This window comes from Flaviaesturariibacter aridisoli (assembly GCF_004343705.1).
Classification (GTDB): Bacteria; Bacteroidota; Bacteroidia; order Chitinophagales; family Chitinophagaceae; genus Flavisolibacter; species Flavisolibacter aridisoli.
Window position 1 is genome coordinate 101,355 of the sequence record NZ_SKFH01000006.1, and the last position, 25,686, is coordinate 127,040.

The 25,686-nt window shown below is 60.4% G+C and carries 23 protein-coding genes; 17 read left to right on the forward strand and 6 right to left on the reverse strand.

Annotation, left to right across the window (positions count from 1 at the left end; translation table 11 throughout):
• Positions 1-106 precede the first annotated feature (106 nt).
• The 5 genes from E0486_RS06010 (at position 107) to E0486_RS06030 (ending at position 5,249) form a co-directional block, all read left to right on the forward strand.
• A complete protein-coding gene (locus E0486_RS06010; RefSeq protein WP_131851242.1) occupies positions 107-982 on the forward strand; it encodes a DUF58 domain-containing protein in 876 nt (291 codons plus the stop codon).
• The gene (locus tag E0486_RS06015; protein WP_131851243.1) at positions 979-1,845 is read left to right on the forward strand and encodes a hypothetical protein; all 867 of its coding nucleotides are present in this window, start codon (positions 979-981) and stop codon (positions 1,843-1,845) included. Before E0486_RS06010 ends, E0486_RS06015 begins: the two co-directional genes overlap by 4 nt.
• Positions 1,842-2,828 carry a VWA domain-containing protein gene (locus E0486_RS06020; protein ID WP_131851244.1) on the forward strand — a complete coding sequence of 329 codons (987 nt, stop codon included), beginning with the start codon at positions 1,842-1,844 and terminating at the stop codon, positions 2,826-2,828. Before E0486_RS06015 ends, E0486_RS06020 begins: the two co-directional genes overlap by 4 nt.
• A gap of 2 nt (positions 2,829-2,830) precedes the next feature.
• Positions 2,831-3,754, forward strand: coding sequence for a ribosome small subunit-dependent GTPase A (gene rsgA, locus E0486_RS06025; RefSeq protein WP_131851245.1), 924 nt, complete (start codon positions 2,831-2,833; stop codon positions 3,752-3,754).
• A 223-nt stretch (positions 3,755-3,977) separates the two neighbouring features.
• The gene (locus tag E0486_RS06030; RefSeq protein ID WP_131851246.1) at positions 3,978-5,249 is read left to right on the forward strand and encodes an OmpA family protein; all 1,272 of its coding nucleotides are present in this window, start codon (positions 3,978-3,980) and stop codon (positions 5,247-5,249) included.
• Positions 5,250-5,338: 89 nt separating this feature from the next.
• Here E0486_RS06030 and E0486_RS06035 read toward each other — a convergent pair whose 3' ends face one another.
• From E0486_RS06035 to E0486_RS06045, 3 genes are all read right to left on the reverse strand, one after another.
• Positions 5,339-5,662 (reverse strand): hypothetical protein, encoded by a 324-nt coding sequence (locus tag E0486_RS06035; protein ID WP_131851247.1) that lies wholly within the window; start codon positions 5,660-5,662, stop codon positions 5,339-5,341.
• Positions 5,663-5,741: 79 nt separating this feature from the next.
• Entirely contained in the window at positions 5,742-5,930 is a 189-nt protein-coding gene (locus E0486_RS06040; RefSeq protein WP_131851248.1) for a hypothetical protein, read from the reverse strand.
• Between the two features lie 70 nt (positions 5,931-6,000).
• On the reverse strand, positions 6,001-6,564 hold the full coding sequence (locus E0486_RS06045; RefSeq protein WP_131851249.1) for a gamma carbonic anhydrase family protein: 564 nt from the start codon (positions 6,562-6,564) through the stop codon (positions 6,001-6,003).
• Between the two features lie 86 nt (positions 6,565-6,650).
• On the opposite strand from E0486_RS06045, the gene E0486_RS06050 reads away from it, so the two are divergent.
• From E0486_RS06050 to E0486_RS06100, 11 genes are all read left to right on the forward strand, one after another.
• On the forward strand, positions 6,651-7,571 hold the full coding sequence (locus tag E0486_RS06050) for a hypothetical protein (RefSeq protein ID WP_131851250.1): 921 nt from the start codon (positions 6,651-6,653) through the stop codon (positions 7,569-7,571).
• Between the two features lie 65 nt (positions 7,572-7,636).
• A complete protein-coding gene (locus tag E0486_RS06055; RefSeq protein ID WP_131851251.1) occupies positions 7,637-8,818 on the forward strand; it encodes an aspartate aminotransferase family protein in 1,182 nt (393 codons plus the stop codon).
• Between the two features lie 52 nt (positions 8,819-8,870).
• Positions 8,871-12,353, forward strand: coding sequence for a TraB/GumN family protein (locus tag E0486_RS06060; protein WP_131851252.1), 3,483 nt, complete (start codon positions 8,871-8,873; stop codon positions 12,351-12,353).
• A gap of 31 nt (positions 12,354-12,384) precedes the next feature.
• Positions 12,385-13,269 carry a TraB/GumN family protein gene (locus E0486_RS06065; RefSeq protein WP_165917211.1) on the forward strand — a complete coding sequence of 295 codons (885 nt, stop codon included), beginning with the start codon at positions 12,385-12,387 and terminating at the stop codon, positions 13,267-13,269.
• A 73-nt stretch (positions 13,270-13,342) separates the two neighbouring features.
• The gene (locus tag E0486_RS06070) at positions 13,343-13,981 is read left to right on the forward strand and encodes a hypothetical protein (protein WP_131851254.1); all 639 of its coding nucleotides are present in this window, start codon (positions 13,343-13,345) and stop codon (positions 13,979-13,981) included.
• Positions 13,978-14,283, forward strand: coding sequence for a winged helix-turn-helix domain-containing protein (locus E0486_RS06075; protein WP_131851255.1), 306 nt, complete (start codon positions 13,978-13,980; stop codon positions 14,281-14,283). The genes E0486_RS06070 and E0486_RS06075 overlap by 4 nt, the downstream gene beginning before the upstream one ends.
• Positions 14,284-14,324: 41 nt before the next feature.
• Positions 14,325-14,834 carry a hypothetical protein gene (locus tag E0486_RS06080; protein ID WP_131851256.1) on the forward strand — a complete coding sequence of 170 codons (510 nt, stop codon included), beginning with the start codon at positions 14,325-14,327 and terminating at the stop codon, positions 14,832-14,834.
• Complete coding sequence (locus E0486_RS06085) at positions 14,831-16,228, forward strand: B12-binding domain-containing radical SAM protein (protein WP_131851257.1); 1,398 nt, start codon at positions 14,831-14,833, stop codon at positions 16,226-16,228. Before E0486_RS06080 ends, E0486_RS06085 begins: the two co-directional genes overlap by 4 nt.
• A 115-nt stretch (positions 16,229-16,343) precedes the next feature.
• Entirely contained in the window at positions 16,344-16,748 is a 405-nt protein-coding gene (locus E0486_RS06090; RefSeq protein ID WP_131851258.1) for a hypothetical protein, read from the forward strand.
• 10 nt (positions 16,749-16,758) lie between these two features.
• Entirely contained in the window at positions 16,759-18,078 is a 1,320-nt protein-coding gene (creD, locus tag E0486_RS06095) for a cell envelope integrity protein CreD (protein ID WP_131851259.1), read from the forward strand.
• Positions 18,079-18,081: 3 nt separating this feature from the next.
• Complete coding sequence (locus E0486_RS06100; RefSeq protein WP_131851260.1) at positions 18,082-18,771, forward strand: DUF1361 domain-containing protein; 690 nt, start codon at positions 18,082-18,084, stop codon at positions 18,769-18,771.
• A gap of 147 nt (positions 18,772-18,918) precedes the next feature.
• Here E0486_RS06100 and E0486_RS06105 read toward each other — a convergent pair whose 3' ends face one another.
• The gene (locus tag E0486_RS06105) at positions 18,919-22,407 is read right to left on the reverse strand and encodes a hypothetical protein (RefSeq protein WP_243697391.1); all 3,489 of its coding nucleotides are present in this window, start codon (positions 22,405-22,407) and stop codon (positions 18,919-18,921) included.
• 75 nt (positions 22,408-22,482) lie between these two features.
• On the opposite strand from E0486_RS06105, the gene E0486_RS06110 reads away from it, so the two are divergent.
• A complete protein-coding gene (locus E0486_RS06110; protein ID WP_131851261.1) occupies positions 22,483-23,127 on the forward strand; it encodes an MBL fold metallo-hydrolase in 645 nt (214 codons plus the stop codon).
• Between the two features lie 105 nt (positions 23,128-23,232).
• On the opposite strand, the gene E0486_RS06115 is transcribed toward E0486_RS06110, so the two are convergent.
• Both E0486_RS06115 and E0486_RS06120 read right to left on the reverse strand, forming a co-directional pair.
• The gene (locus E0486_RS06115; protein ID WP_165917212.1) at positions 23,233-24,120 is read right to left on the reverse strand and encodes an alpha/beta fold hydrolase; all 888 of its coding nucleotides are present in this window, start codon (positions 24,118-24,120) and stop codon (positions 23,233-23,235) included.
• A 261-nt stretch (positions 24,121-24,381) separates the two neighbouring features.
• Positions 24,382-25,629 carry an IS256 family transposase gene (locus E0486_RS06120; RefSeq protein ID WP_131851004.1) on the reverse strand — a complete coding sequence of 416 codons (1,248 nt, stop codon included), beginning with the start codon at positions 25,627-25,629 and terminating at the stop codon, positions 24,382-24,384.
• Positions 25,630-25,686 lie beyond the last annotated feature (57 nt).

The following is a 25,686-nucleotide window of genomic DNA, read 5'->3' on the forward strand; positions in this document are numbered from 1 at the left end:
GCGTTCACCCGCAGGTTTTATGTTCGATTTACAAAAGAATTTTTGAGCTGTAAACGCCCTTACCAATTAACCAATAGACCAATTTACCATTAAACGTATCCCTCACTTGCTGACGACTGCCGACATATTGAAAAAGGTCCGGATCCTGGAGATCAAGAGCAAGAAGCTGACGAGCGACCTGTTTACGGGTGAATACCACAGTGCGTTCAAGGGCCGTGGAATGTCGTTCAAGGAAGTGCGCGAATACGCTGCCGGCGACGATGTGCGTTTTATCGACTGGAACGTGTCGGCGCGCTTCGGCCATGCCTTCAGCAAGCTGTTCGAAGAGGAGCGTGAGCTCACCGTGATGCTGCTCATCGACGTGAGCGCTTCGTCGCTGTTCGGTACCACGAATACCAACAAGCGCGAGCTTGCCACCGAGATCGCGGCGGTGCTGGCGTTTTCGGCCATCAACAACGGCGACAAGGTGGGCGCCATCCTGTACAGCGACCGCATCGAAAAATACATTCCCCCGAAAAAGGGACGGCAGCAGGTACTGTTCCTCGTGCGCACACTGCTGACGCTGGAGGCCAAAGGCAAGGGCACCGACCTCGATAAGGCCCTGCGCTATTTCAACAATACCCGCCGCCAGAGCAGTATTTCCTTTGTGCTCAGCGATTTTCTCGACAGCAATTACGCCGACGCCCTGCGCGTGGTAAGTAACCGCCACGACGTGGTGGGCATCAAGATCTACGACCGCCTCGACCAGACCCTCCCCGACGTGGGCCTGCTCGAAGTGGAAGACCTCGAGACCGGGCGCCGTCAATTGGTAGACACGGGCAACGCGTTCGTGCGCTACGAATACGAGCAGGAGTTTTTCAAGATCACCGAATATGCCAACACGCAATTCAAAAAAGCAGGCTCCGACCTGCTGCACCTGCGCACCGATGAAGACTATGTAAAAGTGTTGCAGCGATTCTTCATAAGCCGCGTCCGCCCATGATCCGATACCTGTTCCTGCTCCTGACCACCTGTATGTGCGGGGCCCTCGCGGCCCAGCCGGGAACCTTGTCGGTCAAGGCGAGCAAGCAAACGATTCTCATCGGCGAGCCGCTGGAGCTGGAGGTGGCCGTGACGGCCGCCGGCCCCGTGGCGCCGGTGGCGCTCGACAGCCTCCCCTTCTTTGAGGTGCTCGAAACGCGCGCGGCCGACACGGTGCGCCAGGGCAGTAATTATACGGTACGCCAGGTCTGGGTGCTTACGAGCTGGGACAGCGGCCTGCGCCGCATTCCGCCGATCCCCTACGCCGGCCGCGCCTCGCAGGCCATTCCTATCGCGGTGCGCTTTTCGTCGCCCTTCGACAAGAACGCCCCCTACCACGACATCAAGGACGTGGAGAATGTGGAAGTGCCGGCGCGCAATACCTGGATCTGGTACGTAGTGCTTGCCATCCTGCTGGCAGGCATCGCACTGCTGCTCTTCCCGCGCCATAAGGGCGAAGCCGCCAAAGTGGTGCGCGTGGACGAGCATTATTACAAGAAAGTGCTGCAGCAATTGCAGGCCCTGCAGCAGGACGAGGCGCGGCGCCGCGAGCCGAAGCAGTATTACACCGACCTCGTAAAGATCTTTCGCGGCTACCTGTTGCGCCGCAAGGGTTATTATTCGGATGCCGACACCAGCACGGACCTCGTGCAGCGCCTGCCGCAGTGGCGGGTGCCGGCCTCGCTGCAGGAAGAGCTTCGGGCTACTTTACAGGAAAGCGACCTGGTGAAATTTGCCAAGCTGCAACCCGGCGGCACCGCGATGGATGCTGCCGTTCAAACCCTAAAACGCGCCGTCGTGGCCCTGGAGGAGCATAGCCGATGATCTACGATTGGTTGCAACAACTGAGCTTCGCCTATACCTGGGTGCTGCCCTTCCTGGGGCTGGTGCCCGTGCTGGCCATCCTGTGGACGCGCAGCCGGCAGGGACGGCGCCCCGCGCTAAGGGTGTCGACGGCCGCCGTGTTCCGTGTGCGCTCGGCCAAGGCCGGCTGGCTCTTCCTGCTGCCGCTGCTGCGCACCCTCGCCGGCCTCCTGCTCGTGGCGGCGCTGGCGCGGCCGCAGGTGCGCGACGTGCAAAAGCGCTTCCAGGGGAACGGGATTTCCATTGTGCTTTGTATGGACGTGAGTGGCTCCATGGCTACGCCCGACTTTACCCCCTACCGCCTGGCGGTGGCCAAGGAAGTGGCGATGGATTTTGTGCGCGCGCGCCCCGTAGACCAGATCGGGCTCGTGGTTTTTGCGGGCGAATCGTTCACGCAATTCCCGATTTCCACCGACCACGAAGCACTGCTGGAGCAGATCAAAAGCCTGCGCCCCGACATGCTGCAACGCGGAACACTCATCGGGGAGGGGCTGGCCAACTCGGTGGCGCGCCTCAAAGACGTACCCGGAAAGAGCAAGGTGGTGGTGCTGCTTACCGACGGCAGCGAGGAAGCACCGCCGACCCGCATCATCGATCCCGAAACGGCCATCGGCATCGCCCGCGCCAAGGGCGTCAAGGTATATACCATCGGCCTCAACTCGGGCACCATCATGGCGCCCGACGGGCAGCGCCCCGCGCCCGGCATCGACGAAGGCCTCCTGCAGCGGATGGCGGCCGCCACCGGCGGGGCTTACTTCCGCGCCCGCGACAAGCAGGCCCTCGAGGGTGTGTATGCCCGCATCAACGTACTCGAAAAAAGCGACGTGCAGGTGGTCAACCGCACGCGCTACCACGAAGAGTATCACTGGTTCCTGCTCGGCGCGTTATTTTTTCTGCTCCTGGAAGGGCTGCTGCGCTATACTTTATTCCGTACTTTGCCCTGATCATGGAAGGCGTTGTGTACAAATCGACAGGAAGCTGGTACTCGGTGAAAGACGCCGATGGCCGCTGGTGGAAGGCCCGGCTGAAGGGCACGTTCAAGCAGAACGGCCTTACCTCCACCAACCCCATCGCCGTGGGCGACCACGTGTCGATCGAACCGGAGAACGAAGGTGAGGATACCGCCACCATTACCGCCATCCACGACCGCGAGAACCACATCAACCGCCTGTCGCCTAAGGGGCGCCACCAGCAGCACATCGTGGCGGCCAATGTAGACCAGTCGCTGCTTATCGCCACCCTGCGCGATCCCCGTACTTCTACGGGTTTCCTCGACCGGTTTCTCGTTACCTGCGAGCTCTACCACGTGCCGGCGATCCTCCTGTTCAACAAGGCCGACCTGTATGGCGACAAGGAATGGGATCTCTTTGCCGAGCTGGAGGCCATCTATTCCGAAATCGGCTACGTTGTGAAGCTCATCTCGCTGGTGGAAGGCAAGGGTGTGGACGAAGTTCAGCAGCTGCTGCTGGGCAAAACGACCCTCGTGAGCGGGCACAGCGGCGTGGGGAAAAGCTCGTTCATCAACGCGGTGCTGGGCACGGCCATCAAAACGCAGGATGTGAGCGGCTGGAGCGGTAAAGGGCAGCACACGACCACCTTTGCCGAGATGTACGACCTGCCCGCTGGAGGCGCCATCATCGATACGCCCGGACTGAAAGAGTTCGGGCTCGTTAACGTGAAGAAGGCCGAGCTGAGCGGCTACTTCCCCGAAATGCGCGCGCGCCTTAACGACTGCCAGTTCAACAACTGCCTGCACCTCAACGAGCCCGGCTGCGCTATCAAGGAAGCGGTGCGCAACGGCGAGATCTCCGAGGAGCGCTACGTCAACTACGCCACCATCCTTGATACAATCGACGAGAAGAATTACTAGCCACGGGCCCTGCAGCCGGGCTTTGAATGTCTTCGGCAGCAGCACGCACCGCTCCCGATCACGCATGTTTACTGCCGGGTCTAACACCAACCAATAGCCGTACCGGTGTTTTTTTTATGCGCCTGCTGCGCAACGTCTCTGGCATTGGGGTACATTTAGAAACCATCCCCCGCAACGAATCTTTTCGGATCGAAACCCTGTTTTTAACCAAAATCGTTGTGTTATGTCTATGCATTTGCTGGATTCAGTCAAAGCCCTGTTCAACCAGGAAGTGGTGAGCAGAACCGCGTCCTCACTCGGAGAAAATGAAAGCGGTGTTCACAAGGCGCTCTCCGGTATCATTCCCCTTATTTTCGGCGGTGTTTTGTCCCGCACCCATTCGGGCGATGCCTCCGGCGCGCTGGATATAGCCAGGGGCGCGGCCCAGGGCGGACTGATGAATACGTTACGCGGGCTGGCCGGTGGCGACGTTCAGTCGCTCATTTCCCGGGGCATGGACATGGTTCGCGGCCTTTTCGGTACCCATACGTCCGCGCTCAGCCAGGCCGTTGCCGGTCATGCCGGCATCAAGGAAGCATCAGCGGGTACGCTGTTGTCGCTCGTGGCGCCCGTAGCCCTCGGTAAGCTGGGCGAGCATGCGGTAGAACACAATATGAACGCCTCGGCCTTTTCATCGTTCATGGATAGTCACAAAAGCGATATCGCCAGTGCGCTGCCGGCGGGCCTGAGCCTGGCTTCCATCCCGGGCCTGAGCGACTACCGCTCCTGGGGAACAACAACGGCTACGCGAACGGCCGACCGGCCGCAGGGAAGTACGGTCCGTGCCGACCGCAGCGTATCGGATGTAAAGCCGGGTGGCAACCGCTGGCTCTGGCCGCTCCTCATCATCGGGGCCGCCGTGCTGTTGTGGTATTTGTTGGGAAGGGGTTGCAACAACCGCGAAACGGGCAGCCGCTACGAGGATACAACCACCACCCGCACAACAACGCCGGTGGCTATGGATACCGCCCGCACTGCTGCCCCCGCCGGGCGTACCTCAACGCGGGTTCGGCTGGCCAACGGCACGGAATTGAATGCCTATGCCGGCGGCGTCGAGGAACAATTGGTGAATTGCCTGAACGATGCGTCCTGCAAGGCCGGCAAAGACAAGTGGTTTGATTTCGACAACATTAATTTCGAAGTAGGCAGTGCGACGCTGACGGCGCAAAGCCAGGACCAGGTACGGAATATCGCAGCCATCCTCAATGCCTACCCGGCTGCGCATGTGAAAGTAGGTGGGTATACCGATAAAACCGGCGATGCGGCTGCCAATAAGAAGTTGAGCCAGCAGCGGGCCGATGCGGTGCTGAACGCAATCAAAACAGCGGGTGGCAATTCGGCCCAATTAACGGGCGCCGAAGGCTATGGATCTGAGTTTGCAAAAGTACCGGCCACGGCCAGCGATGAAGAGCGGCGACAAGACCGCCGCATTGCGCTGCAGCTGAATGCGAAGTAAGCCGATCACCTGCGTACGCAACAACGATTCTGCGATCCCGGCCCTGCGCCGGGATCTTTTTTGGAGTGCCGGGCGCAGGGCCGGAATGTTTAGTTTCTGAGGTCCACCGTCATCAGCTTTCCTTCCAGCACAGAGGCGAGTTCCACCACGGCTTCATTGGCGCGGCGCGAGGCTTCGTTCAGCTGCGTCGGGAAGAGGGAAATGCCGTTGTAGATGCTGTAGCAAAGCGTGAGCAGGTGCTTGCCGAAGGAGAAGTTCCAGTTGATGGCGTCGAATTCGTCTTCTTTCTGGGTAAAGGATACGTTGAGGTCGGAAGACAGGATGTCGGCTACGAGGTAAAAGCGCTTGAGGCCGCCGTCGTCGTCGATAACGGCTTCCGTGCATCCCAGTGCGGTGCGTAAGGTCAGGCTCATGTCAGGGGCGGTTTTTAGTAAGACGCCAAAAGCGCGTCAGTAGCTGCATTGTCGCAAACTTTGTGCCCGGCCGTAGAACCTAGTAATCGTAGCTTTTGGGTCCCCGCCATTTGGCCTTCTTTTTCGGCGGCTCGTTGAGCAGCTTTTCCGCGCCCACATTGCGCCCGTCGCTGGGGCAGCCCTCGCCCTTTTTCTTGAACACGCTGCAGGAGGAGGCCAGCACCAAAACGGCAACGGCGAAAAGAAGGGGACGGGTCGGGTTTCTCATATCCGGAAGGTTTGAACCCCGAATTTCGGAAGAATTCCCCAAAAAGGCCGAAGATGCCGGCCGGCGCCGGTCAGACCTGGGGTGAACCCGCATTTCCGCCGGCCCGCTCCGCCTCGTTGACGCTGCTGAACCAGGCCGAGTAGCGCAGGTAGTTGTTGGCGATGCGCTGTATTTCGCCTTCGAGCAAGTGCTCCGGCAGGTCCTTTACTTTTTTGGCGGGCACGCCTGCGTAGATCGACGCTCCCTCGCACACCGTCCCTTCCAGCACCACTGCGCCGGCGGCAATAATAGTGCGGGAATGCACCACGGCGTTGTCCATCACGATGGCGCCCATCCCGATCAGCACATCGTCGTGCACCGTACAACCGTGCACGATGGCGTTGTGCCCGATCGATACGTTGTTACCGACGACCGTTCTCGTTTTCTGGAACGTGGCGTGGAGCACCGCCCCGTCCTGCACATTCACCCGGTTGCCGAGGCGGATGCTGTTGACGTCGCCGCGGATCACGGCGTTGAACCAGATGCTGCATTCATGCCCCATGACCACGTCGCCCACGATGGTGGCGTTGGGCGCAATGAAACAGTTTTCGCCCCATACCGGGGTTTTGTCTTCGACCGGAAGTATCAGTGCCATATACCGAGAAAATAACGAATTATAGAAAAGGCGCAAGTGAGTCGGAGGAGCTAACTTTGCGCTCCGCAAAACACCAAACACACCTTATGAAACGAATGACTGTGCTGCTTGCCGGCCTCCTGATGGCCGCCGGCGCCTTTGCCCAACCGGCAGTGAAAGTAAAGAAAGATCAAGTGTACGTGAACGACAGCGCCGTCTGTCGCATCGAAAAGAAGAAGAAAGGATTCCTCGAGCCGGTGCCGGATTTCTTTGTCAGCACGCTCGATAAGCAGCCCGTGGCTGTTTTCGCCCACCAGTCGGCCGGGACCGGCCCTGATGGCGAGCCCAATACCTGGTTCCGCGTGACGTTTGCCGGTGCGCCGGATACCGTGGAGATCGAAACGAAGCAATTCTATGCCTTCCATAAGAACGCACTGCTGCCGAAAGGCGAAGAGGCGCTGGCGGGCATCATCGCGAAATACGGATTTTTCCAGAACGGTGCCTTCAGCCCCGAGGGCGCTGCCCGCTTCAAAAAAGACTACCCCGTTGCCATCGGCAGCACCTACCTCGCCCGTGTAGCGCACGAGCGTGCCTGCATCGCCTCCTTCAATGAGCCGGTGAAAAGCGACGCCAGGCAGCTCGATGCCGTTACTGTGCAACTGCTCCAGGTGGATACGATCGGCCGCGACGTCCGTGTAACCTACCGGGTGCAGCAGGGGGAAACCCAACTCGGCACCATCAGCGGCGAAGGCACGCTGAAAAGCTTCCGCAGCGAGTCCTCCGAATTTGACTTCAGCGGTGGTATCATGAACCTCGATGGCGAAACGCCGCTGGCCTTCGAAGTACTGAACAACGGCGGCTGCGCCGTTGCCCGCTACACCGGCTCCGAGAAGTCGCTGACGACACCCAAAGACAAAGTCACCTATCGCTACTCCAGCATCAAAAAGTACGGTCCGGCGAATTTCAGCACCCGCGTCGAGTACCTGCAGGCGATGGCGAAGCTCCTCGTTGCCGGCCGCTATTTATAATACGATTTAACCAGACTTCAAAAAGGCGCCCCCGGGCGCCTTTTTGCGGCCCTTACTTTTGCGGAATGAACCTGCGCCAGCTTTTCCTGCAACACGTTGCCCAGACCTCCACTGCCCCCCTCGCCCTCGAGATCGTTAAAGCCGAGGGCTGCACCCTCTATGGCGCTGCCGGCGAAGAGTGGCTCGACCTGATCGGCGGCATTTCGGTGGCCAACGTGGGGCACCGCCACCCGGCCGTGCTGGAGGCCGTGCGCACCCAGCTCGATGCATACCTGCACGTGATGGTATACGGTGAGTTTGTTCAAAGCCCGCAGGTGCGCTATGCCGAAGCCCTCGCCGCCACGTTGCCCGAAACGCTGGGCAGCGTGTACTTTACCAACTCGGGCGCCGAGGCGGTGGAGGGGGCGATGAAGCTCGCAAAGCGCGTGACGGGGCGAACGGAGATCGTGGCCTTCGAAGATTCGTACCACGGGTCCACGCAGGGCGCCCTCAGCATCATCGGCTCCGAATACTGGCGCAATGCCTACCGTCCGCTGCTGCCCGGCGTGCACCACGCGCGCTACAACGATCTTTCAGCGCTGGACCGTATTTCTACAGATACGGCCTGCGTCATCGCCGAAACCGTGCAGGCCGAGGCGGGGGTGCTGCCACCATCGAAGGAGTGGCTCCAGGCGCTGCGCGCCCGCTGCACCGAAACCGGCACCCTGCTGATCCTGGACGAGATACAGGCCGGCTTCGGCCGCACCGGCACCCTCTGGGCCTTTGAGGCCTACGGCGTCGTGCCCGATGTGCTGCTGCTCGGCAAAGCGTTGGGCGGCGGCATGCCGCTGGGCGCTTTCATTGCTTCCAAAGAGCATATGGACCACTTTGCCGATGCGCCGGTCCTGGGGCATATCACTACCTTTGGCGGACACCCGGTTTGCTGCGCCGCCGGCCTCGCCGCCTTTGAAGCGCTGCGCCGCGAAGAACTGGCCGCGGGTGCCGCTGCCAAAGGCGCGCACTTCGAAGAATTGCTCCGCGATGTGCCCGGCGCCCGCGCGCTGCACCGCTGCGGCCTCTGGCTCGCCCTGCGCTTCGAATCCTTTGAGCACTGCAAGGCCGTCATCGACCGATGCATCGCCGCAGGAGTGCTCACCGACTGGTTTCTCTTTGCCTCCGACTGCTTGCGCATCTCGCCGCCGCTGACCATCAGCGAAGAGGAGATCCGCCGCGCCTGCACCGTTATCCGCGCTGCTGCCGAAGCCTGATTGATATTATTTGCAAATTATATTTGTACTCGAAATTCCCGAACCACTGCTTATGAGCTCCTTCTCCCTGCGCCTCCGTACTTCATTCTTACTGCTCTTAGTCGTTGCCGCCACGGCCGTTTCGGCCCAGACGGCGCCGTTGCCGAAAACGCTGCTCTGGCGCATCTCCGGCAAAGGACTAGCCCGCCCGAGCTATCTCTGGGGCACCGTGCACATCAAAGACCGCCGTGTATTCCGCTTTACCGATTCGCTGTACCGCTTCCTCGAAACCTCCGACGGCTACGCCATGGAGCTCGACCCTGAGGAGGCAACGGCCACGGTGGTGCGCTTCTACGCCGAAAAAGACACGACGCCCCTGCTGCGCGACCTGCTGTCGCCGGCAGATTTCAGGCGCGTAGGCCCGAAGCTCGAAAAGGAGCTCGGCATCGCCGCTGAAGCGATCACGCAGCGCCGCGCCTGGATGTACCTGCAGGACCATGCCGACCTCCCGGTGCGCAAGGACGATATGCCCGAAGCGATGGACGTTTACCTATACACCATTGCGCGCAGCAAGCAAAAAGTGGTAACGGGTATCGAAGACCTCAAAGACCAGTTCGATCCGGCCGAGGAAATGAAGACCGTCCTCGATGTTGAACGGCTGCTCAAACACAACCGGCACGAGATCGGCTATTACGAAGACCTCGTGCGGGTGTATGTGGCGCAGGACCTTAGTCGCGTGGAGAGGATGACCGCCAGCGATACGGCCGGCATTGAAGAACTCGTGCGCCGCAACCGAAAGATGGCGCGCCGCCTCGACAGCCTCATGGCGCTCCGCCCGACTTTTTTCACGATGGGAGCCGCGCACCTGCCCGGCAACGACGGGGTCATCTCCCTGCTGCGCGCCCGCGGCTTTACCGTAGAACCCGTGCTCGGTGGCCGCAAAATCGATCCATCCGACTACCATTTCGAACGGTCACAGATCGGGTGGGTGCGCAGCCAGAACGACTCGGCGAGCTACTCGGTGGAAACACCCGGTGCCATCGCGCCCGTAGGCACGCCGCCCCCCGGTATGGCGATGAGCGTTCATGCTGATGTGCATACCGAGATCGCTTACTTCCTGATGGATTTTCTCGTCGGTGGCAACGACCCGATCGACAGCGTGATCGTGCAGCGCTTCGCCCTGCTGCGCCAGGGAAAGAAGAAGGCCGGCCCCATCCGCCGCCTGCTCGTCAACGGCCGCAGCGCATACGAGATGCTGATGGAAGACGAGGAGAAAACGCACTACCGCGTGCGCGGCATCGGTAACGGTCCGGAGGTCATCCTGCTGATGATCGGCACCCAGGACGAGCGCGAACTCAAGAGCACCGATGCGGAGCGTTTTTTTGGCTCCCTGAAGATCCTGCGCACCCGCAGCCTGCCCCTTGCTGCAACCAGCAACGAGCCCTGGCAGGAATACAGCGACAGCACCCGCGGCTACAGCGTCCAGTTTCCCGGCGCACCCGAAAAAGACGCCGACATGCTGCAGCAACTCCGGGCTGTTGACGCCGGCAGCTGGCGCATCGAAACGCGATCCTGGTTCGATGCCACGAACGCCCGCTTCTATGTGCTTGCCGTGCGCGAAACGCTGCCGGGCTACATCATCACCGACCCGAATTCGATCATCGAGGAAGCCGTGACCAACCTCCAGGCCCGCCCCGGGATCAGCATCACCAACATCGATACCGTCCGCCGCGACAAGTACCCGCAAATGCGTGTGAACGGCTTCAACCGCGCCGGCGGACTCAGTGTGCGCTACTTCCAGCTCGTGCGCGGCAACCGCGTGTACCTCCTGCTGACCACCACCAATTCCGGCGGGCCCGACTCCCTGCTGGCCGATCGATTCTTCCGGAGCTTCCGCCTGTTGCCGTATCCCACCGACCGCTGGACAACGCAGTCCGATTCGGCCCGCAGCTTCAGCAGCACGGCCCCGGCTCCTTTCGAGCGGAGCACAGAGACCCAAACTGCCGACGGCCTTTCGGTGCAATACGTGGCGCACGACAGTGTGCGCAAAACTTCTTTCTACGTGGATGTGCACCCCCTGTCGCGCTACCGCTGGTATACCTCCGACAGCGCATTTTTCAGGCGTTGGCGTGATACCTATTACCAGTACGGCGATAGCGTGCTTTCCACCGTGCCCATAACCAACGGCACGGTACAAGGCTACGAATACCGCTTCCGCAATGAACTCAAGACGATCAGCACCCGCCGCCTGCGCATCCTGCCTTCCGGCGACTCGCTCTATATGCTGTACAGCTACCTCCCCGAGACCGAGGTTGAAGGCAATGGTGCCGACGCCTGCTTCCGCGACTTCCGCATTGCATCGCCCGGCCCCTTCGTGCGCGACCGTGGCAACGTGGCGCAACTGCTCGCGGCACTGCGCAGCAACGATACCACCGTTCGTACCCCCGCAGTAGCATTCCTCGAAGAAGCCGTCTTTGAAAAGAAAGACCTCCCGGCGCTGCAGGAAGCTTTGCTCGAACCTTACTTCGATTTCGATTCCACCGGCACCACGATCCACGACCACCTGCTGAAGGCCGTAGGCGGAATGGACGATCCCTCTACGGCCACCTTCCTGCCGCAGGCTTATCGCCGCCTGGCGCCCAACAGCCCGGTGAAGCTTTCGCTGCTGGGGCTGCTCGCGCAACAACAGACCGATGCGGCCTACGACAGCCTCAAGGCACTGCTCCTGCTGGGACCGCCGCCGGCGGGCTACTCGTCGGTACTGAGTTCTGCGCTGACCGATTCGCTGGCGCTTACCCGGCGCCTCTTCCCGGAAGTGGCCGGACTGTTCCGCGACAGTATTTCTACGGATTGGCTCCTGCCGGCTACGGCCCGCCTGCTCGACAGCGGACTGCTGAAAAAGAGCGACCTCGCTCCCTACAGCGCTCAACTGCTGCAGCAGGCAAAGAACCGGGTGCACGCGCACATCGGGGGCAACGACAACTGGCTGCTGCGTATCAACAACGTAATCACCTTTCTCCAATACTGGAATGAGCCTGCCGGTAACACCCTGCTGCGCGCACTGCTCCGCGGCCCCGTTGGTTATCCACAGGTGAATGCCGTGGAAGCGCTGCTTCGCAACAAGCAGCCGCTCGTTGTAGCCGATGTGCTGCCGCTGGCCGCCGACCGCGGCACCCGCCCCGCGCTGTATACGGCGCTGCAGGGACTCAAGCGTGCCGATCTTTTCCCGGTCAAATACCGCAACCAGTCTTCCTTCGCGGAGAGTGCCGTATACTCGGCCGCCAATGATGAATACGAACTGAAACGCTCTGTGTTCGTAGGCACCCGCGATGAGCTGGTGAATGGACGAAAGCGTCGCTTCTACCTGTATAAGGTCTTCTTTGTCGGCGACGACGCGAAAGCCGGCTATCCCGCCGTGGCCGGCCCGTTCAGCACCAACCCTGCCGAGCCGAGCAACGACGACGTTACGGCCCACGTGTCGTACGTAGCCTACAGCGCGAAAACGATGCAGGATTGCATCCGGGAGTTTATCGATGACGAATTGTCCGACCAATAGCTGCCGGCGTACTTTTACGGAAAGGAATGTTATGAAAAGCGCCGCGCGTTTCCTGTTGTGCTGCCTGCCGCTGTGGCTGGCCCTGCGTGCCGGCGCGCAGGGCGACTACCCGCCGACGCTCCTGTGGCGGATCTCGGGCGCCGGGCTGAATGCAGACTCCTACCTGTGGGGCACCATCCACCTGCAGGACCGCCGCGTATTCGCTTTTACCGACTCCCTGTATTATTTTCTGGACCAGACCCGCGCCTTTGCCATGGAGCTCGATCCTGAGCGGGCAGGGGCGGAGCTGTTGCCGTTCATGCTGGCGCAAGACACATCGGCCTTTGTGTATACCGTGCTTCCCGATTCGGTGTTTCGCAAGCTGGGTCCTGTGCTGGAGCGCGCGTTGAACAAGCCTGCACGGACCGTCCGGCGCAAGGAAGCCTGGCTCTATGCGCAGCTGCGACCCTACCGCCGGCGCCGCCCCGACGATATGGAGCAGCCGATGGACCTGTATCTACAGCAGTTGGCGCGCCGCGGGGGTAAGCCGGTGCTGGGCATCGAAGACCTTAGCGACCAGTTCAACCTCGAGGAAGTGCTCAGCGGCCCCTTCGATACACAGGGCATTCTCGACAGCGAAGAGTCGGTGCGGGCGCAGACGGAGCAGTTGACCCAGCTGTACCTGCGGCAGGACCTGGCCGGCATCGAGCGACTCAGCTACGGCGACAGCTCGGAGTTTGTACGCAAGTTGCTGCGGCGCAACCGGAAGATGGCGGTACGTATGGACAGCATCGCGCGGCGGCAACCTACTTTTTTCGCCATCGGCGCCGGGCACCTGCCGGGCCCGGAAGGCGTGCTGGCGCTGTTGCGGCGGCGCGGCTTCAGCGTCACGCCGGTGCTCGGCGGACGTCCCATCGAGCCGCGAACAGAACGGTAAGTGAAAAATAGTTTGCGAAAAGTTTGGAATAGAGCGGGAAAGAGTATTTACTTTGTAATGCAAAGTGCTTTTTATGAATGAGCAAACCCAATCCCTCGAGGCGATCCAGGACATCCGCCGCCTGATGAACCGCTCCAGCCGCTTTTTGTCGCTGAGCGGATTGAGCGGTATTGCCGCCGGCATCTGGGCGTTGGTGGGTGCTTTCGTGGCGGCGCGGCTTCTGGCACCCTACCACGGACGCCTGCTGAATACCTACCAGGTTCGTGAAGTAGAGGCGCTCATCTGGTCGCTGCTGCTGCTGGCGGGAGGCGTGTTTGCGCTGGCGCTGGCTTCCGCGTTCTTCTTTACCTGGCGCCGCGCGCGTCGCCGCGGGTTGCCCATCTGGGACCGCACCGCGCGCCAGCTTACCACCAACATACTCATCCCGCTCATCACGGGCGGCTTGGTCATCCTGTGGTTGCTGCAGCTTCGCCTGCCCGTGCTGGTGGCGCCGGTATGCCTCATCTTTTACGGTCTCGCGCTGGTGAATGCCAGTAAATATACGGTCAACGATATCCGTTACCTCGGTGTACTGGAGATCCTGCTCGGCCTGATCAATACGCAGTACCTTGGCTACGGGCTTTATTTCTGGGCGCTCGGCTTCGGGCTGCTGCATATCGTATACGGTTTTATCATGTGGTGGAAAAACGAGCGTTCGGACAAGGAAGCATGAGCCACAAGAATCCCATAGCAGGCCTCAATAAACTGTTCGATAACCGGATCCGCCTGGGTGTGATGAGCATTCTCGCGGTCAACGAGGAGGTAAGCTTCAACGACCTGAAGCAGTTGCTGGAAGTGACCGACGGCAACCTCGCCACGCACCTCGTAAGCCTGGAAGAGAACGGCCTGCTCAAGGTGCACAAGGGATTCATCGGGCGCAAAACCAACACCACCTATTCCATCACCAAAGCCGGGGAGAAGTCTTTCAACGACCACATCCAGGCGCTCGAAAAAATGATCCGCGGTATCAAGTAATTTTTTTTTGCCCTTACACTTTGAAATACAAAGTACTTTTTATGAAAAATGAATTTCCCCTCCAACGCATCCGCCTTCGCCTCGCGCTCTTCATCGTTGCGCTCTTTGTCAGCGGCCTCACCGTGTGGCCCGCTGCTGCGGAGCTGCGCTTTGCCCTGCAGCTGGTGCCCGCCGGCAGCCCTGTGGCTGGCTGGCTGGGCCAGGTGCTGGCGGCCTATGAAGAAGTGAATGCAACACACGCTTTCCTCTACTATGGCTACGACTGGCTTGCCTTCGCCCACCTCGTGCTGGCCGCACTTTTCATCGGCCCCTGGCGCGACCCGGTACGCAACCGCTGGGTACTTGAGTTCGGGATCGGGGCCTGCATCGCCATCTTTCCCCTTGCCTTTATTGCCGGCGGCCTGCGCGGCATCCCGTTCTGGTGGCAGCTGGTCGACTGCAGCTTCGGCGTCATCGGGCTCGTCGTGCTGTGGCCCTGCTACCGGGCGGTGCGCAACTATGAACGTGGACCCCAACATCGATACACCGAAACCCAAAATCAATACGCATGAAAATCAAGATGATCCTGCCGGCATTGATGGAAGCCAAAAGCCCCTTCTGGCGACCGATCAAGTACTCGCTCTTCCCGCCCCTCGGCCTGGCCACACTCGCCGCTTTTACATCGCCTTCCGACGAGGTGGAGCTTTGCGACGAGCATGTGGAGGAAGTACGCAGCGACGATGCGCCTGATCTCGTGGTCATTCAGGTGTACATCACCAACGCGGCACGCGCCTACGAGCTGGCCGACAGCTACCGCAGGCGCGGCATACATGTGTGCCTCGGCGGACTGCATGTTACATCGCTGCCGCTCGAGGCAGGCGCCCACGGCGACACCATTTTCATCGGGCCGGGAGAGGATACCTTCCCGGAATTCCTCAGCGACTTCCGTAATGGCTCGGCGAAGCGGGTGTATGTAAACCGTGAGTGCAGCCTGCAGGCCCTGCCGCCAGTGCGGCGCGACCTTATCCGGCGCGAGCGTTACCTCGTGCCCAACTCGCTCGTGGTGTCGAGGGGCTGCCCGCACCACTGCAGCTTTTGTTATAAGGATGCTTTTTTCGAAGGCGGCCGATCGTTTTACACGCAACAGGTGGACGCGGCGCTGGCCGAAATAGACTGGCTGCCCGGCAGGCACCTGTATTTTCTCGATGACCACTTGCTGGGCAACCAGCGATTTGCTTCCTCCCTGTTTGCCGGTATGAGCGGGATGGGCCGGCTCTTCCAGGGGGCTTCCACCGTGGATGCGGTAGTGCGGGGCAACCTGATCGAACAGGCCGCACGTGCGGGGCTGCGCAGCACCTTCGTCGGGTTTGAAACCCTCAGCGCCGCCAACCTGGCGCAGGGCAACAAACGGCAGAACCTGGGCCGCGACTACGGCGAGGCCATCCGCCGCCTGCACGACCTGGGCATCATGATCAATGGTTCCTTCGTATTCGGACTCGATGACGATGGCCCCGACGTGTTTGCCCGCACCGTCGACTGGGCCGTGCAGCAAGGACTCACCACGGCCACTTTTCACATATTGACGCCGTACCCCGGCACCCGCCTTTTTGCAGATATGGAAAAGGAAGGCCGCATCCTGCACCGCGACTGGAGCAAGTACGATACGCGGCAGGTAGTGTACCAGACGCGCGGCCTCGATGCGGTGACGCTGAAGAAGGGATATGACCGCGCCTACAAAGACTTCTATTCCTGGCGGAACGTGTGGCGGGCCAGCGCGCAGCACGCCGCCTGGCGCGACCGTATCCGGCACTTTTCATATGCCGGCGGCTGGAAAAAGTTTGAGCCACTCTGGAACTTCCTGATAAAAACCGGTGGCCTGTCGCGCATGTTGCCACTGCTCGAATCCATCCTGTGTACCGAGGCGGGGAGCCGCAAGGAAGATCGCTTCCGTCCCGCCATCGCCTGAATCCCTGTCGTTGCCTGAACCAATGTGCCCAGCCTTTCCAAACGCTGTGGCCGTCGCTGCTGCGTTGCCACATGCGGTTTTCTTAACCATCTTATCACCGGTCAAACATGACGCTATGAACACCTTTCGCTTTGTACTCTACACCTGGTTGTGTACGGTCGTGGCTTACCCGCCTCTTGTGTTGCTCTTCGATGTGCTCACCCGTAGTAATACGGAAGGGCGCCTCTTCTTTCCGCTGCTTGCCGGCGCCTTTGTGCTCGGGATCCCGGGCTTACTGCTTGGCTGGCTTTCCCTGTCGCTGCTGCAGGTGCGGCGCCTGCCACTGCTGGTTCAATATTGCCTGTGGACGGGTGCCGTGCTGTTGCTGATCTACCTCACGCTGACGGTGCTCGGCGGGCCGCGCCTGCTCGATATCCACGGCGAGCTGGCCCGCTTCGTACTACCGCTTTTCGGCGCCGCCATGCTGGTGCTGCTGCTGCGCTATCCCTACTTCCGCGAAATCCCTCTTAACGAATACTAAATCCACATGTATGGTCTCCCATCTGAATGAGCAATCTTCCAAAAGCAAGATCCTGATCAAAGTCGCCGTCGTCGCCGTCATCATCCTCGTGCTCCTGCTGCCGGCATGGAAAATAGAGCAGCTGGTGTCCGAGCGCGAAGAGCGGCAAAAAGAAGCCGTGGCCGAAGTGAGCGACAAATGGGCCGGCCGGCAGCTGCTGGGCGGGCCGATGCTGGTGCTCCCGTACCTCATTCGCTATACCACCGCAGAGGGCAAGCAGATGCAGTCGCGGCACTACGCTTACTTCCTGCCCGCACGCCTCGACCTGAAGGCATCCGCCAGCCCGCAGGAGCGGCACCGCGGTATTTACAAAGTGATGCTGTATTCGGCACAGGTTGCCATGAGCGGGGAATTCGACACCCCCGACCTGGCATTGCTGCATATCAGTCCCGATCAGGTGCTGTGGGGCGAAGCCTTTGTCAGCCTGCGCTTGTCGGATGTGCGCGGCCTAAACGAGGAGTTGAGCCTCAACTGGAACGGCCGGCGCCTCCTGTTTGCGCCTAACACGTCGCCGGATCCCTACAGCGATTCGTCGCTGGCCGCACCGCTGCCGCTGCAAGGCCCCTTTGACCTCGGGCACACGGTATTCTCCGGCAACCTGCAGCTGAATGGTTCGCAGCAACTGCTGTTCGCACCTCTGGGAAAGACCACGACCGTAGAACTACAGTCGTCGTGGCCGCACCCGAGCTTCAGCGGCACCGGCCTGCCGCAGCGGAGCAGCGTTACGCCGAAAGGCTTCACGGCTGCCTGGCGGAGCCTGGCCCACCGCCGCAATTTTCCGCAACAGTTCCGTGATGCCGACCGCATCGACAGCCGCACCTACGACCTGTCGGCTTCCGCCTTTGGCGTCGATCTGTTTGTGCCCGTAAATGCCTACCAGAAAACGCTGCGCTCGGTGAAGTACTGCCTGCTCTGCATCGTGCTCACGTTCACCGCGTTCTTCCTCATCGAGGTGGTGCACAAGCGATCGGTGCACCCGTTCCAGTACGGACTGATCGGGCTGGCCCTGATCCTTTTTTACGCGCTGCTGCTCTCGTTCTCGGAGTATATCGGTTTCAACCCCGCCTATGGGGTGGCTACGGTTGCCACAGTGGGCCTGATCGGCTGGTTTGTGCGGGGACTGCTTCAGTCGGGGCGCCTCAGCACCTTGCTGTCTGCCGTGCTGGTGCTGCTTTACGGCTACGTGTTTACCATTTTGCAGCTACAGGATTTTGCCCTCCTGCTGGGCAGTGTCGGACTTTTCTTCACCCTCGCCGTGGTCATGTATTTCTCACGGAAGATCAACTGGTAACCCATGCGTTTTTTCAACCGGATCGTTGCTGCCGTTCGTCGCCTTGACGCCGCCGAGCGGGTGCTGCTGGCCTCTATCGCTTTTCCCGCAGGCCTTTCCGCCTGGCGCTTTGCCTACAGCGGCAGCCGCTTTTTTCTTTTTCTCAACTGGAACCTGCTGCTGGCCCTCATCCCTTTTCTCCTCACCCGGCAGCTGCTGCGCCGCGTCGATTGGATCGAAAGCCGTTGGGGCTTCCGCTTCCTGTTCGGGCTGTGGCTGCTGTTTCTCCCCAACACGTTTTACATCAGCACCGACCTGCTTCACCTGCGGCAGCGGCCCGGGCTTCCACTCTGGTACGACCTGGTGCTGTTGCTGGCCTTTGCCTGGAACGGCTTGTTGCTGGGGGTACAATCGTTATGGCAGATGGAGCGCGTGCTGCTGGCGCGCTGGGGCTTGCGGCGCAGCTGGCTCTTCGTATTCCCGGTGCTCGCCCTGTGCAGCTTCGGGGTGTACATCGGCCGCTACCTGCGCTACAATAGCTGGGACCTGCTGCTGGCGCCGGGTGGCCTGGCCCGCGACCTGTTCGACCTTTTTCGTCATCCCTTCGCCAACCGCTTCGACTGGAGCATGATCGTGTGCTTCTTCGGGTTTCTCGTGCTGGTGTACGAATCGATGCGGCGCACGGCAGCAGAGAAAGGGCCAGGAGGCAATTAAGGTTTCTAACCACGAAGAAAAAAGAGAATACGGTATTCGCGATGCCATACAAAAACGTCCCGCCGAGAGGCGGGACGTTTTTCTTTGCGTAACAACTTCGTTGCTTATTCTCTTAGCGGTTCAAAACGCTTCTTTCACTTTCGGCTCTTAAAAGTCCAGGCCCAGCGCGAAGTACGACATCGGCTTGCCGCGGAAGAAGCCGTTCATTTCCCAGGCAATGTCCCAGCGGATGAAGTAGCCCAGCAGCGTGCTGCGCAGACCGAAGCCATAGCCGCCGGCGAAGGGTCCGATCCCGCCGGCCTTCAGGCGCACCGTGATCGGGTTGATACCGCTCGGGTCGCTGTACGTGCTGGTGGGGCGGGCGATGTTGGATACGTCGCCGGTCCAGGCCGTGCCCAGGTCAAAGAACTGCACCGCCTGCAGGTTGCGCAGGAAGGCGTTGTTGATGGGACGGTTGAAGAAGGTGCTGAAGATCGGCGCGCGGAACTCCGAGTTGATCACCACGTTGTTGTTGCCGTTGGCAATGTTTTGCTTGAAGCCACGCATGTTCACCGCCAGGGTCTGGTAGGCATAGAACTGGCTCTGGTCGGGCGCATTGGCCGGGTCGGCATTGAAGTAGCGGTAGCCCGTCACCTGCTGGGTGTTCGGGTCGATGATCTCGTTGCTCTTGAACTTGAGCCAGCCATCAACGCCGCCGAGGTAATACACCACTTTCTGCTCGGCAAAGGAGAAGTCGCCGGCGGCGCGCAGCGCCCAGATCACGTTGCGGTACAATGGCTGGTAATGACGTGCGTCGAAGCCGGCGTTCATCATCGTGCGGCCGAAAGCCTGGCCACCTTTATCGAGGCGGCTGAAGTAATCGAAATACACCTTGTAGCGGAGACCGGTCCAGATGTTGGTGGCGGGGTTGAGCGTGTTGTCGTGCACGTACTCGATCGTGGCCTGGCCGAATACTTGTTTCTGGTCGGGGATCAGCAGCGACAGGCGGTTGAAGCCGGGCTCAGGCGTCGTGGAAACGATCACGCGGTCGAAGCGCGGGCCGACCGTGAGGCGCAGGCTGCGCACCTTGTCGAGCGCGAAGCGCAGGCGGCCGAGGTAGTAGTTGGAGTGCGTCTTTCCGGGGAAGCCTACCTGGAAGAAGTTGCCCGAGGTGTCGGCAAGGATCACGCCCACGTCGGCGCGGGCCGAGCTGCGGTAGTACGTGAAGCCCCAGTCGAGGCGGCGGCGGTAGTTGGTGAACTCGAACAGGATGTCGTTGTCGCGCAGGTTCGGCGCGATGCGGAAGCCGCCCGAGATCTTGTAGTCTTCAAACAGGTCGACGGTACCCATGCGGATGAGGCCGTTGATCTGGCTGCCGTTGGAGGGATTGATGGGCCCCGTGCCGCCGGTGTATTGCTGGTACTTGGCGGCAGCCAATACGGCGTTGTTGAAGCCGGCGGCTACATAGTCGGTAAAGAAGCGCGGCGGGCGGTATTCGTACAGCTTGGCGCGGCTCAGTACCGGCTCGGGAGCGATCACCTCGGTTTCGAACACCTGCCCCGGCGTTGTGGTCGGCTGCGCTGCCGCATTGGCGCTGTCGCGTTTGTCGTTGAACTCGCTCTGGAAGAAGTCCGTTTGCGTTTTACGTGTGGAGTCCACCGCGTTGGTCATGGTGTTGGTCTCGGTGGTACGGAGGCGGTCGCGCTCACGGAGCTTGCGCACGTATTCGGTGGGCGGTGTGCTCACGTTGCGGCGGCGCAGCGTGTTTTCATCCACCCGCAGGCGGTACAGGTTCTTGTATTCACCCTGCTGCACCACTTCGCTCACCAGTGTGTTGTCGCCGGCGGTGCGCGTTTCGATCAGTCCCGCCTGGTAGTTGGTGAGCGGGAACACGTAGGCCGAGTCGGAGCTCGTGGCAAAGTAACCCACCGAGTCGATGTCGGTCTTTTTCCACTCCTTCAACAGGCTGTCTACCTCTTTCGGGGCCGGGTTGCGCATCACTTCATCGCCGATGAACACGAGCGTGTCGATGCCCGTCTTTTGCGTGGTGAAGAAGCCGGCGTAGCGGTTGTTGATGCCGTTCTCGTCGGAGGTGAAGGTGAAGTGCGTGTTGTTGTAGGGCGACGGGTTGCGGGCGTTGCCGAACTTCAGGTTGGTGAGCTGGGAGATCTGTTTGAATTCGCTTTTGTTCCAGTTGTCTACCAGGAAGATGTTGAAGCGCGGGCCGGGCATCGCCGTATCGCCGCCCGCTGCGTTGGCGGAAGGGCGGTTGGAGGCGAAGACGATACCCGTTTTGTTGGGGAAAGTCACAAAGGAAGGATCCAGGTCGTCAAACACGTCGTTGGTCACCTGCTCGTAGGTCATCTTGTCGATGTTGTACGTGTAGATATCGCTCTGGCCCGAGCGGACCGCGCTGACCACGAGCGTGTTGGAATTGAGCATGTACTTGATGTCCTGCACCTGGTCAAACTGGCTCCATTCCTGCTTCGAGATCTTGATGCGGTTCACCACGTCGTACACGAAGAATTTGAGCTTGCCTTTTTCCACGTATACCACGGCGAGGCGCGTGCCTTTGTTGTCCCAGGCCAGGATCGGCATGTTGGGGTTGATCTCGTCTTCGCGGCTGCGGTGGCCGTAGGAGAGAAGCGTTTTGGTGTTCACGAAGTTCTCGTGCAGCACCACGCTGTATTTGCCTTGCTTGTATTCCGTTACCGCGTAGGTAAACGAGCGCGGCAGGGGGTTGGCGTTGAAGCGGATAAAGTCTTTCTTGCCCACTTCTTCCGTAACCGAGAGCTGGCCCTTGGGCACCACGCGGCGGCCGCGGATGTCTTTGTAGTAGATGTTGGGCATCTCCTGCATGAAGTCGCGCAGCACCTCCTTGAATTTCTTCTTGGCGATCTTCTGCGTAGCGCTGTTCAGGTTGCGGTAGATGCGGGCGAGGTAGAGCAGGTAGGTAGGTTTCGTGGCGCCGTACTTGTTGCCGACGTAATACCAGAAAGCGTGGCCGGCGAGCTCCGGCTTTTCGAAAGCAAACTGGTAGAAGTTGTTGTACGAGCCGCCGAGCATGGCGTTCTTCAGCTGCTCGTCGAGCTCGGTGCTCCAGGGCTCGGCTGCGTAGGCGATGTAGCCGTCGGTGAGCCATTTGGGCAGGTCGAGCAGGGCCTGGTTGGCTGCGAATTCACCGAGGTCATCGCCGAAGAGGAGGTTCTGCACCAGCACCTGGGCGATGCCCTGGCGTACCTGGCGGCGCAGGTTGTTGCGGTTGGCGTCGTAATACACCACCATCTTGTTGTTCACCAGCTTGGTGAGGCCACCGGTGCTTTGCCAGTCGATGCCCTGGCCGATGTTGGATTGCTGGAGATCGTCAAAGTTGTTGTACACCACCACGTTGGCGCGGCGTTGCATACCGTATTCCACGAACTCTTCCAGCTGCGGTAGCTCTTTCTCCGCAATCTGGGCCACGTACTTGCCCAGCTCGAGGCCGTTTTGGGAAAAGTAAGTGTTGAAGTTCTCGGTCTGGTAATATTTCCACTTGAATTTCTTGTACTGGACCCGGTTCTTCCCGTACTCCACGGTGTTGACCTGGGCCTGGCCAAGGAAAGGGAAAACGACACAGATCAGGACGGCCACGACGGCCCTCAGGCTCAGATGCTTCATAAAGTCAGGTTCAAATTCTGAAATAGGCGCTCGGCGAATCGATTAAATTGCATTTAAAAATAGGGAAAAAGCAGTATGCTTACCGTACACACCTTCACCTTCAACCCCGTTCAGGAGAACACCTATGTGGTGTACAACGAAAAGGGCGCCTGCTGTATTATCGACCCGGGATGCTATTTCGCTTCCGAAGAGCAGCAACTGGCCTCGTTTATCGAAGCTAACGGCCTCCAACCGGTGCTGCTGCTCAACACCCACTGCCACCTGGATCATATTTTCGGCAACCGCTATGTGCAGCAGAAGTGGGGCCTCGAGCTCCACCTCCACCGCGCCGAGCTGCCCGTGCTCGAACGCGGCCCGGCATCCGGCCAGCTCTGGCAGCTGCCTTTCGTCAACTACGACGGCCCGATGCACTACCTCGACGAGGGCGATTCTGTCCGCATCGGCGACGACGAGCTCCAGGTGCTCTTTACCCCCGGCCATTCGCCGGGCCACATCTCCTTCTACTCGCCCACACAGCGCTTCCTCCTCTCCGGCGACGTGCTGTTCAACGGCTCCGTGGGCCGCACCGACCTTCCCGGCGGCGACTTCGCCATCCTCGAAGAAAGCATCCGCACCAAGCTGTATACGCTCCCCGAAGACGTGATCGTGTATCCCGGCCACGGCGATACGACCACCATCGGCGACGAGCGGCGGGATAACCCGTTTGTGAAAATGCAATGAGCTCGTGAGGCGTGAAGCGTGAGGCGTGAGCGCTGACGCCGATCATCAACGCGCATTGCGATCTCACGCCTCACGCTTCACGCTTCACGCCTCACGCCTCACGCCTCACGCTCCCTGCCCGCTTCGCACCACCTGCAGAATTTCCTTTATGCAATGCACATACACCGACAGGTGGCCTTCGCCCGGCCGGTAGTGCATGGTTGCCCGCGGCGCGTATTGCTCAACGGCTTCGGCGTGGGCGCGGGCTACCGACATGTCGCGGGTGCCCCACCAGTAATGCACCGGCTGCGCGATCGCGGCCAGGCGGTACGGAAAGTGCGCGTAGTAGGCGCGCGCCTCCATGATGGGCCCCAGGGCGCCGCCCCGCGCTGCCTCACGCACGCTGCAGCGCGCCATCTGGCCGAGCGCGCCCGGACGGTCCAGCAAGTGGTAGTCCTCCCAGGGAAGGCCGCTGATGCCTTGCGGCGGCAGCCGTTTGGGGCCGTGGCGACGTACGGCGCGCAGCGCCGGGGCCAGCAGGAAAGGCGCATAGCGCGCCGCCCGGAAGTACCACTTGTTGCTCCCCATCTGCTGCAGGATCTCCTTGTCGAACGGGCGCGTAAAGCCGCATACGATGTGCACGCTGCCGATCCGCTCCGGGAAGGCGGCCGCCATCGCCAGGGCATAGGGGCCGCCGCCCGACCAGCACAGCACCGGCAGCGGCGGCAGCCCGAGGGCGGCACACAGGTGTTCGGCGTCGTGGGCGAAGGAGCGGTAGCGCTCGCCCGGCCGGTAGCCGGATCCACCCATGCCCGGACGGTCGATCGAGATCAGCTGCAGGCCGGCTTCGGCCAGCAACGCGTCGAGGCGGTAGCCGAAGCCCTCCAGCAGGAGGGGCTCCAGCCGCGAGGAGGGCGTGCCGTGGAAATACAATACCGGTACCGCCGCCGGGTCGCCGAAGCGGGCATAGCAAAGACGGCGTCCGTCGGGGAGGGTATGGAAAAGCTCGTGCATCGGTAAGGAGCACACAAAAGGCGTTCCGCGCCCCTTCGACCACTCGAAGGGGTATGGGCAGCTCCTGCAGACGGTACTTCGACCACTCGAAGGGGTATTTGCAGCACCTGCGGAGGGTACTTCGGCCACTCGAAGGGGTATGCGCAGCACCTGCGGAGGGTACTTCGGCCACTCGAAGGGGTATGCGCAGGCCATGCAGAGGGTACTTCGACCACTCGAAGGGGTATCTGCGGTAATGTCAGCTAAACTGTGTCAGTTGGGTTATAAAGATATTGGCATTCGGTCGCCGAAGATGATTTTGAGTTGTTGTGCGCTTTGGGCCCAATTGGGCAGGGGCATGGTCCATTTTCGTGCGATGCGCTCCTGTGCCAGGTAAATGAGCTTCAATAGCGCCATGTCATTGACGAAGGCTCCTTTTGTTTTGGTGACCTTGCGCAATTGCCGGTGATAGCCTTCGATGGTGTTGGTCGTATAGATCACCCGGCGTACGTGCTCCGGGTAATCGAAGAAGGTGGAGAGCTTATCCCAGTTGGTCTGCCACGAGTTCACCACCAGCGGATACTGCTTTGTCCATTTGCCTGCAAAGGCTTCCAGGGCGCTCTCCCCAACACTTCGGTTCACGGCCCCATACACCGCCTTCAGCTCCTTTAGAACAGCACGCTGGTCTTTAGAAGCTACATATTTGGCGGAGTTGCGCAACTGGTGGACGATGCAGCTCTGCACGTCGCAATACGGATACACCGTCCTGATGGCATCGTCAAATCCGCTCAGGTTATCGATACAGGCAATCAGCACGTCCTCTACCCCGCGGCTCTTCAGGTCTGTAAGGACCGAGAGCCAGAAGCGCGCTCCTTCCGACCCGCTCACGTAGCAGCCCAATACCTCCTTGTGGCCCGAGGGAAGGATGCCCAGTATATTATACAGGCAGCGCGTCACCACCTTACCGGACTCCTCGTCCCGCACTTTATAGTACATGGCATCCAGCCACATAATGGGATAGACGGGGTCCAGGGGCCGGCTCTGCCAGGCCTTCACCGCAGGAACCACCCGGTCGGTGATCTCGGATAAGACCGTGTGGGAGATCTCGGTGCCGTACATCTCTTCGATATGCCGCGAGATATCCCGAAGCGACATCCCCAGCCCGTACAAACCCAGAATCTTTTCCTCGAGGTTATCGGCCAGAATGGTTTGCCGCTTTTTGACCAGGTCCGGCTCAAAGGAACCCAGGCGGTCGCGGGGCGTGGATAGTTCGATAGTGCCGGCGGCGGTTCGAAGCTGCTTACGGGAAAAACCGTTGCGCCGGTTCGCCTCCCCTTCTAAATACGGCTGTTCTTCCTTCAAATGCGCGGCGAGTTCCCCTTCCAGGGCAGCTTCCAGCAACTGCTGCAGCAAAGGCCCCAGGGCGCCCTCCTTGCCAAAAACCGCCTTCCCGCTCATAAACTGATCCAGGGCCTGCTGGCGAACTTCCGGATCAAGGCCGGACAACAAATCCTTCTTTTCCTTTTTCATAAACTGTTTTAAAGATGAGAAATCGTCTCAACCTGACACAGTTTAGTTTACACTCTC

Bases quoted from the DNA above. Each gene is read 5' to 3' on its own strand.
- E0486_RS06015 (WP_131851243.1), top strand. From the start codon at position 979: ATGATCCGATACCTGTTCCTGCTCCTGACCACCTGTATGTGCGGGGCC.
- E0486_RS06020 (WP_131851244.1), top strand. From the start codon at position 1,842: ATGATCTACGATTGGTTGCAACAACTGAGCTTCGCCTATACCTGGGTG.
- rsgA (WP_131851245.1), top strand. From the start codon at position 2,831: ATGGAAGGCGTTGTGTACAAATCGACAGGAAGCTGGTACTCGGTGAAA.
- E0486_RS06030 (WP_131851246.1), top strand. From the start codon at position 3,978: ATGTCTATGCATTTGCTGGATTCAGTCAAAGCCCTGTTCAACCAGGAA.
- E0486_RS06035 (WP_131851247.1), bottom strand. From the start codon at position 5,662: ATGAGCCTGACCTTACGCACCGCACTGGGATGCACGGAAGCCGTTATC.
- E0486_RS06040 (WP_131851248.1), bottom strand. From the start codon at position 5,930: ATGAGAAACCCGACCCGTCCCCTTCTTTTCGCCGTTGCCGTTTTGGTG.
- E0486_RS06045 (WP_131851249.1), bottom strand. From the start codon at position 6,564: ATGGCACTGATACTTCCGGTCGAAGACAAAACCCCGGTATGGGGCGAA.
- E0486_RS06050 (WP_131851250.1), top strand. From the start codon at position 6,651: ATGAAACGAATGACTGTGCTGCTTGCCGGCCTCCTGATGGCCGCCGGC.
- E0486_RS06055 (WP_131851251.1), top strand. From the start codon at position 7,637: ATGAACCTGCGCCAGCTTTTCCTGCAACACGTTGCCCAGACCTCCACT.
- E0486_RS06060 (WP_131851252.1), top strand. From the start codon at position 8,871: ATGAGCTCCTTCTCCCTGCGCCTCCGTACTTCATTCTTACTGCTCTTA.
- E0486_RS06065 (WP_165917211.1), top strand. From the start codon at position 12,385: ATGAAAAGCGCCGCGCGTTTCCTGTTGTGCTGCCTGCCGCTGTGGCTG.
- E0486_RS06070 (WP_131851254.1), top strand. From the start codon at position 13,343: ATGAATGAGCAAACCCAATCCCTCGAGGCGATCCAGGACATCCGCCGC.
- E0486_RS06075 (WP_131851255.1), top strand. From the start codon at position 13,978: ATGAGCCACAAGAATCCCATAGCAGGCCTCAATAAACTGTTCGATAAC.
- E0486_RS06080 (WP_131851256.1), top strand. From the start codon at position 14,325: ATGAAAAATGAATTTCCCCTCCAACGCATCCGCCTTCGCCTCGCGCTC.
- E0486_RS06085 (WP_131851257.1), top strand. From the start codon at position 14,831: ATGAAAATCAAGATGATCCTGCCGGCATTGATGGAAGCCAAAAGCCCC.
- E0486_RS06090 (WP_131851258.1), top strand. From the start codon at position 16,344: ATGAACACCTTTCGCTTTGTACTCTACACCTGGTTGTGTACGGTCGTG.
- creD (WP_131851259.1), top strand. From the start codon at position 16,759: ATGGTCTCCCATCTGAATGAGCAATCTTCCAAAAGCAAGATCCTGATC.
- E0486_RS06100 (WP_131851260.1), top strand. From the start codon at position 18,082: ATGCGTTTTTTCAACCGGATCGTTGCTGCCGTTCGTCGCCTTGACGCC.
- E0486_RS06105 (WP_243697391.1), bottom strand. From the start codon at position 22,407: ATGAAGCATCTGAGCCTGAGGGCCGTCGTGGCCGTCCTGATCTGTGTC.
- E0486_RS06110 (WP_131851261.1), top strand. From the start codon at position 22,483: ATGCTTACCGTACACACCTTCACCTTCAACCCCGTTCAGGAGAACACC.
- E0486_RS06115 (WP_165917212.1), bottom strand. From the start codon at position 24,120: ATGCACGAGCTTTTCCATACCCTCCCCGACGGACGCCGTCTTTGCTAT.
- E0486_RS06120 (WP_131851004.1), bottom strand. From the start codon at position 25,629: ATGAAAAAGGAAAAGAAGGATTTGTTGTCCGGCCTTGATCCGGAAGTT.